This window comes from Tenacibaculum bernardetii (assembly GCF_029125915.1).
Classification (GTDB): Bacteria; Bacteroidota; Bacteroidia; order Flavobacteriales; family Flavobacteriaceae; genus Polaribacter; species Polaribacter bernardetii.
Map to the genome: position 1 here is coordinate 1 of NZ_JAQJCU010000038.1, position 1140 is coordinate 1140.

The following is a 1140-nucleotide window of genomic DNA, read 5'->3' on the forward strand; positions in this document are numbered from 1 at the left end:
GCGGAAAATTCGCCGAGCTCTTACAAAGCAACTTTCTATACAAAAAACCGTTAGCCATTATTAGAAAAACGAAACGAACGAATGAACAATACGCCTAGAAAAGTAAAATTCTCAACTATACTGAATATTCTGAAAAAGAAACCGATTCCAATGCTTTTTGGTTTTCTTTTTACTCTAATTCCATTATTCCTTGTAATTGTTTTATCAATAGTGTTTTCGTCATTCGGAAACGACACGCCAGAAATTGATTATGACTTAATAAACTCACAAGGAATAGAAACTACTGCTGAAATAACGGACATTGAAACTCAATATAATGTGACCATTAACGGAGTTCACCCAACAATAATTTCATACAAATATTCAGAGAATGGAAAGGAAATTGAATCTAAATATAAAGTTCTAGAAGAAAGAAAAATAGAAAAACTAGAAATTGGAAATGATATTGAAATTAAAGAACTCAACGGAAATTCAATAGTAAAAGACTTAAAACCATATGGATTTTCAATTTGGTTCTTTTTGCTTATTCCAATCCCATTTCTGATTATTGGATTACCTTTTTTAATCTATTCAATCTTAAACTTAAAAAAAGAACTCAAACTCTACAAATTCGGAAAAGTATCAAAAGGAAAGATAGTTTCTATGATGCCAAAATCTGGACTTCCTGTTTCTAATGTTGGACAAGGAATTATTGTGCATTATGAATATGAAACAAGAAACGGAAAAAAAAATATTGGAGAATCATTTACAACTGATTTTTCGATTATGAGTGATAAAAAGAAAGATGATTTAGTACCGATTTTCGTGTCGGCTGAAAATGAAGAAAAATCTTGTGTTGTTCCTAAATTACAGTCATTGAGAAATAATTGGAATATTGATTTTGAATAAAATAACAATGGCTAACAATGGCTATAATTAATACGGGTTTTGGGCTTTAAACTAAGATCTGTGTATATTTAGAAAGTCCGCCAAATCTTTTGGATTTGGCTTTTAAATAGAAAAAATAAAAACAAACAAAAAGATTTGGCTAATCGCTTAAACGGAAACAAAAGTGCACTTTTATTCCCGTACTAATCATAGCCGAGACGTTAGCAAAAACTTTAGAAATCACTCAGGCGGAACTAATTTTGAGTTAAAAAT

1 protein-coding gene is annotated in these 1140 nt (G+C 30.0%); it reads left to right on the plus strand.

Annotated features, from left to right (window positions below; all coding sequences use genetic code 11):
- The first annotated feature begins 210 nt into the window (after window positions 1-210).
- On the plus strand, window positions 211-888 hold the full coding sequence (locus P2G10_RS12735) for a hypothetical protein (protein ID WP_275316976.1): 678 nt from the start codon (window positions 211-213) through the stop codon (window positions 886-888).
- The last annotated feature ends 252 nt before the right edge of the window (window positions 889-1140 follow it).